The 6,249-nt window shown below is 74.6% G+C and carries 7 protein-coding genes; all 7 read left to right on the top strand.

What is annotated here, in order from left to right; translation table 11 throughout:
• Positions 1 to 17 precede the first annotated feature (17 nt).
• Positions 18 to 1,190: a DUF3866 family protein gene (locus ACFWFR_RS04270; protein WP_377621409.1), complete on the top strand. Its 1,173-nt coding sequence runs from the start codon at positions 18 to 20 to the stop codon at positions 1,188 to 1,190.
• The gene (locus tag ACFWFR_RS04275) at positions 1,187 to 1,963 is read left to right on the top strand and encodes a DUF4129 domain-containing protein (protein ID WP_377621411.1); all 777 of its coding nucleotides are present in this window, start codon (positions 1,187 to 1,189) and stop codon (positions 1,961 to 1,963) included. The genes ACFWFR_RS04270 and ACFWFR_RS04275 overlap by 4 nt, the downstream gene beginning before the upstream one ends.
• On the top strand, positions 1,960 to 2,577 hold the full coding sequence (locus tag ACFWFR_RS04280) for a hypothetical protein (protein WP_377621413.1): 618 nt from the start codon (positions 1,960 to 1,962) through the stop codon (positions 2,575 to 2,577). The genes ACFWFR_RS04275 and ACFWFR_RS04280 overlap by 4 nt, the downstream gene beginning before the upstream one ends.
• The gene (locus tag ACFWFR_RS04285) at positions 2,574 to 3,563 is read left to right on the top strand and encodes a MoxR family ATPase (protein ID WP_191802434.1); all 990 of its coding nucleotides are present in this window, start codon (positions 2,574 to 2,576) and stop codon (positions 3,561 to 3,563) included. Before ACFWFR_RS04280 ends, ACFWFR_RS04285 begins: the two co-directional genes overlap by 4 nt.
• Before the next feature lie 35 nt (positions 3,564 to 3,598).
• Complete coding sequence (locus ACFWFR_RS04290; RefSeq protein ID WP_377621415.1) at positions 3,599 to 4,921, top strand: DUF58 domain-containing protein; 1,323 nt, start codon at positions 3,599 to 3,601, stop codon at positions 4,919 to 4,921.
• Entirely contained in the window at positions 4,918 to 5,478 is a 561-nt protein-coding gene (locus ACFWFR_RS04295; protein WP_377621417.1) for a hypothetical protein, read from the top strand. Before ACFWFR_RS04290 ends, ACFWFR_RS04295 begins: the two co-directional genes overlap by 4 nt.
• Before the next feature lie 92 nt (positions 5,479 to 5,570).
• Positions 5,571 to 6,149: a Dps family protein gene (locus ACFWFR_RS04300; protein ID WP_191802427.1), complete on the top strand. Its 579-nt coding sequence runs from the start codon at positions 5,571 to 5,573 to the stop codon at positions 6,147 to 6,149.
• Positions 6,150 to 6,249: the final 100 nt, after the last annotated feature.

Genomic DNA, 6,249 nt, shown 5'->3' on the forward strand with positions numbered 1-6,249 from the left:
ACGGTAGCCTCACCCGTGTGATGACGTGGCGATCTGCAAGGGTGATGTCGCGCGGCCGAGGCTGGCAGGGCGCGCAAGAACTGACCGTCGAGCTCGACGAACCGCTGCCCGCGACCGCAGGACCGGGCGACCAGGAACGCCCCCGGACCGTGCGCGCGCTCGCCTACCCGCAGCTCGTGGGCGACCCCCAGGTCGGCGACCGCGTCCTCCTCAACGTCAGCGCCCTCGCCCGGGGGCTCGGCACCGGCGGGTACGCGCTCGTCGTCGCCCTGCCCGACACGCTCCCCACCGACCCGCCCGCGGGCCCCGGCCACCTCGTCAAGGCCCGCTACACCCCCCTGCAAGCCCTCGTCCTGGGCGTCGACGAGCAGGAGTCCCCCCACCACGACACGCTGCGCGACGCCGACGACCTCGCCGGCATGCCCGTCGTCGTCGCCGACCTGCACTCCGCGCTGCCCGCGATCGTCGCCGGCGCCCGCCTCGCCGCAGCCCAGGACGGACGCCCCGCCCCCCGCATCGCCTACGTCATGACCGACGGCGGCGCCCTGCCCGCAGCGTTCTCCCGCACCGTCTCCGGACTGCGCGACGCCGGCTGGATCCACACCTGCCTCACCGTCGGACAGGCCTACGGAGGCGACCACGAAGCCGTCACCGTCCACACCGGGCTCCTCGCCGCCCGCCACGTCACCGGCGCCGACCTCGCGATCGTCGCCCAAGGACCCGGCAACCTCGGCACCGGCACCCGTTGGGGCTTCTCCGGCGTCGCCGCCGGCGAAGCCCTCAACGCCGCCGCCACGCTCGGCGCCCTGCCCGTCGCCTCCCTGCGCGTCTCCGGCGCCGACCCCCGCGACCGCCACCTCGGCATCTCCCACCACTCCCTGACCGCCTACGGCCGGGTGGCGCTCGCGGCCAGCGACGTCGTCGTGCCCCGCCCCACCCCCGAGATCGAAGCCCTCCCCGGGTGGGGGGCCGCACTCACCGCGCGCATCACCGAGCAGGCCACCCACCTCGCCGCCCCCCACGGGCGCCACCGCCTCGCCCACACCGAGACCGGCACCGCGCTCCTCGACGCGCTCCGCACCACCCCCGTCGGCCTCTCCACCATGGGCCGAGGACTCGACCAGGACCCCGCAGCCTTCCTCACCGCCGCAGCAGCCGGCCTCCACGCCGAGAGGAACCGGCCCGCATGAGCAACCGGACACGACTGGGGGGTGTCGTCGTCCTGATCGCACTCGTCCTCGTCGGCGCCGCCGCCGGGTCCCGCTGGAGCTACGACCGCCCCGCATGGTTCCTGCCCCCCGACGACTCGGCCGTCCCACCCCCCGAAGCCCCCGTCCCGATCGACGGCCCCACCTACGTCGAGACCCTGCCCCCAGGGCTCGACGGCCAGGCCGCCGGGATGTCCATCGGCGACTACACGACCTACCTCGCCGTCACCGTCGCCGCCGTCCTCGTCGTCATCGCTATCCTCTACCTGCGCCGCCGCCGCACCGAGCCCGCCGCACCCGGCGAGCCCCACCGCGACCACGTCGCCACAGGGGACACCGTGACCGCCGCCCCCACCCTCGAGGTCCAGCTCCCCGCCCTACGGCGCGGCGTCACCCACGCACGCCACCTCCTCGACACCGCCCGCAGCCCCCGCGACGCCGTCACCGCCGCCTGGATCGCCCTCGAGGACGCGACCGCCGACACCGGCCACCGCAGGCACCCCGCCCAGACCCCCACCGAGTTCACCACCACCGTCCTCGACGCCACCCCCGCCGACCCCGACGCCGTCACGACTCTCCTCGGCCTCTACCAGCGCGCCCGCTTCACGAACCACCCCCTCGCCGACCACGACGTCCAGACCGCGCGCGACTGCCTCGAACGGCTCGCCATCGCCTTCGCGCCACCAGGACCCGCCGCGAGCCCGACCCGGACCGGAACCGCTCACCACGACACCGGACAGGCCACGACCCCATGAGCCGACGCCCCACCACCGGCAGACGCCTCCTCCTCGAAGCCGGGCTCGTCCTCACCGCCGGCACCGCCCTCGCCGTCATCGGGCTCGACCCGCCCCACGCCCTCGTCCTCACCGCCGGCACCCTCGTCCTCCTCGTCCTGTACCGACGCACACGACCCGGCGACGACCCCGAGCACCACGCCCTGCCCGACCGCAACCGCCACGGCGCCCGACGCGACCTCTCCGAGCTCACCTGGGCCATGCACGGCAACGACGGACGAGTCAGCGAACGCGCACACAAGCGCGTCCTGGCGCTCGCGGCCAGGGCGCTGGCCGACCAGGGTGTCGACCTGCGCAGCACGGACCCCGCTCAGCAGCGCGCGGCCTCAGAGCTGCTCGGGCCGAAGGTCCACCAGCAGATGACGACCGACCTGCGCCCACCGACCATGCCGGTCCTGAGGTCCTGGGTCACGGCGATCGAGGACGTGAGCGGCATCTCCGCGGGCCCAGGTCGGGCGCCCGCCGCGCAGCGCCGCGAGACGGACGGCCACGCGACCGACGGAACCACCACCGGTACGGACCACGACGCACGCACCAGCACCACCACGACCACCACCGAGAGGCGAACCCGATGACGGACTCCCCTGCCCCCGCGCTCAGCGTGCCCGAGGTGGCCGCGCTCGGCCGCCGCATCCTCGACGAGGTCGGCACGGCCGTCGTCGGGATGCGGGACCCGCTCGAGCTCGCGCTCGCCACGATCCTCGCGGGCGGCCACGTGCTGTTCGAGGACGTGCCGGGGCTCGGCAAGACCCTCGCGGCCCGCAGTCTCGCCACGGCGCTCGGGCTCGACTTCGCCCGTCTCCAGTGCACACCCGACCTGCTGCCCGCGGACATCACGGGGTCCTCGGTCTACGACCCGGCCACGACCGACTTCGTGTTCCGCCCAGGGCCGGTCTTCACGGGCCTCTTCCTGGCCGACGAGATCAACCGCACCGCGCCCAAGACCCAGTCCGCGCTGCTCGAGGCCATGGCCGAGCGCCAGGTCTCGATCGAGGGCAGCACGTACCCGCTGCAGCGCCCGTTCCACGTCCTGGCGACGTCCAACCCCGTCGAGTACGAGGGCACCTACCCGCTGCCCGAGGCGCAGCTCGACCGCTTCATGGTGCGCCTCGCGGTCGGGTACCCGGACCGGGACGAGGAGCGTGAGGTCCTGCGCCGCAGGCTCGACCGCCGTCAGGAGCAGGCCGAGGTCCGCCGGGTCGTCGACGCCGCGACGGTCCTCGCGATGCAGGCCGGGGTCGAGGCGACAGACGTCGACCCCGACGTGGTCACGTACTGCGTCGACCTCGTGGCCGCGACGCGCGCCGACTCCCAGCTCGAGGTCGGGGCCTCGCCCCGCGGGTCGCAGACCCTCGTCCTGCTCGCGCGGGCCGTCGCGGCCCTCGACGGCCGGGACTACGTGCTCCCCGAGGACGTCAAGCGCGTCGCGGTCCCCGTGCTCGCGCACCGGCTCACGCTGACTCCCACGGCGTGGGCGTCGAACGCCCAGCCGCAGACCATCGTCCGGGCCATCCTCGACCGCGTCCCGGGCCCCGCGACGGTCGCCAGCGCAGCGCGATGACGGCGCCTGCAGGGGGCGGAGAACCGACGGGCTGGATGCAGACCACGAGTCTCGCGGCCGGGGTCGTGCTCGGTCTCGCCCTGCTGATCACCGGCCTCGTCGCCGGTCGCGCCGACATCGCGGTCCTCGGTGCGCCGGCGCTGCTCAGCGCCTCGTGGGCGTGGACCGCCCGCCCACGAGGCGGGGCGGTCACGGCGACGTTCGTCCCGGCCGAGGCGGGCGAGGCAGGACCGGGCGAGCTGCGCGCGCGGCTGCGCCTCGAGGTGCCCGACGGCGCCGCACCCCTCCGCCTGCGGGTCACCAGCCCGGGGAACGACGCCGCGGACGTCACGGTCCTCGTGGACGGGACCAGGACCCTCGACCTCACGACCCGCTCGGCCCGGACCGGGCCGCACCGGACGTTCCGCGTCGACCACGTCGCGGCGAGCGTCGAGGGTGGCTTCGAGTCACGGCCCGACGACGTGCAGGCACCCGGGGTCCTCGTGCTGCCGGCGGCCCAGCCGCTCGGTCGACTTCCGCTGCCTCATCAGCTGGTCGGGCTCACCGGACCGCACACGACCCGGCGGCTCGGCGACGGCACCGAGCTGCGGGACATCCATCCGTTCGCGCCGGGCGACCGGCTGCGACGCATCGACTGGCGCGCGACCGCACGACGGTCCCCGGGCCTCGAGACCCTCTACGTGCGCCGCACCCAGGCGACTGCGGAGGCGACGGTCGTGCTCGTGCTCGACTCGCGCGACGAGGTGGGACCGGACGTCACGACCTGGCGCGGGAACGGCCCGCTGCCCATGGACCGTGCGACGTCTCTCGACGTCGCACGCAATGCCGCGGCGTCGGTCGCGCAGGCCGCGCTCGACGGGGGTGACAGGGTCGGCTTCGAGGACCTCGGGTGGGTCCGACGTCCCCTGCCCCCGGCCGCAGGCAAGCGCCAGCTGCGCAGGATCGTCCACGCGCTCGCGCTCGCGCACCCCGTCGGAGACCCCGGACGCCGCCTGCGTCCCCCGCAGATCCCGGCAGGTGCGCTCGTGTACATGTTCTCGACCTTCCTCGACGACGAGAGCGCCTCGATCGCCCGGACCTGGCGCGGTACGGGCCATCCGGTCGTGGCCGTCGACATCCTGCCCACGGTCGAGGTCCCGCGGGGCGACCCCGGCGTCGCTCTCGCCTGGCGGATCACGCACATCGAGCGTGAGCAGCGCCTCGAGAGCCTGCGTCGAGAAGGGATCCTCGTGGTCCGGTGGCTGCCCTCGGTCGACGACGATCCTGGGGTGCCCGGCCGCACGCCCCGATCGGCCCGGACCGCGCTCGAGCTCGCGGCCCGCCGGCAACGACACGTCGCGCAAGGGACGTCCCGATGAACGCGCGCCTTCCGGCTCGCCCGGCTCCAGCAGCCGCCAGGCCCTCGACCGAGGTGGCCACCGGACCGACCGTTCCCGGGCCCGGTCTCCGCGCCGTGCTGTTCGGCCCCACAGCCGTGTACGGCGCCCTGACCGTGCACAGCCTGCTCCCGTCGTTGCTCGGCAGCGTGGTGATCGGCCTCGCGCTCGCCGCGGCGGTCACCAGGTTCCCGCGGCCCCCTGTCCCGCACGCGATCGTCCTCGCGGGGGGTGCCGCGCTCCTCGGCGCCTCGACGGCGTTCGACCCGGTCGTGTTCGCCCTCCTCCCGCTGGTGCACCTCGTGCTCCGGGCGTCCTGGTGGGTGGCGCGCGTCCCCTGGACGGGCGAGGTCGAACGGCGGGCCCTCGCGCTCGACCTGCGTCGCGCCGCCCTGGTGCAGGCGCTCTGCCAGGGGCTCGCGCTCGTGGCGTTCGCCGCTTCGGGCCTCGAGGGCAGCGGGTCCTGGACCGTCGTGGCGGCGCTGGCGCTGTGCGCGCTCGCCGTCCTGGTGGTCCCACGGACCTGGTGGCGTCGGTGAGCTCGCGCTGGACCTGCGAGCACGAGCACGCGGGGCCAGGATGGGTGGAGGCGCCCTGCGCCTGACACGCATCCCGACTCGAGGAGGACCACATGGCTGCCCAGAAGGACCTGCCGGAGTACACCGTCCCGTCGCTCACCCTCCAGGAGGGCAAGGACGTCGCGGCGATCCTGCAGGAGCGTCTGCACTCCCTGAACGACCTCGCCCTCACGCTCAAGCACATCCACTGGAACGTCGTGGGTCCGCACTTCATCGCGGTCCACGAGATGATCGATCCCCAGGTGGACGCCGTGCGCGCCATGGTCGACGCCACGGCCGAGCGCATCGCGACGTTGGGGGTGCCGCCGCGGGGCACGCCGGGTGCGATCGTCGCCGAGCGCACCTGGGAGGACTACCACCTGGGTCGCGCGTCGACGATCGCCCACCTGGGCGCTCTCGACGAGGTCTACCAGGGCGTGATCGCCTCGCACCGCAAGGCCGCGGCGGACACCGAGACCGTGGACACCGTGAGCAACGATCTCCTGGTGGGGCACCTGCACGAGCTCGAGCTGTTCCACTGGTTCGTCAGGGCGCACCTGGAGTCCTCGGGCGGCGAGCTCTCCACCTCCGGTGCGTCGACCGAGCGAGGCGCAGCCCGTAAGGCCGAGTCCGCGGCGAAGAACGAGGCCTGACTCCCCCGTCCGCCCGTCACCGGCGGCCCCCGTCCGCGACGAAGAGCCCCCTGGTCCTCGACCAGGGGGCTCTTCGTTCGTCCCGCTCCGCCCCGTGTCG

Origin of the sequence: Oerskovia sp. NPDC060287 (assembly GCF_042726775.1) — a bacterium.
Lineage (GTDB): Bacteria > Actinomycetota > Actinomycetes > Actinomycetales > Cellulomonadaceae > Oerskovia > Oerskovia merdavium.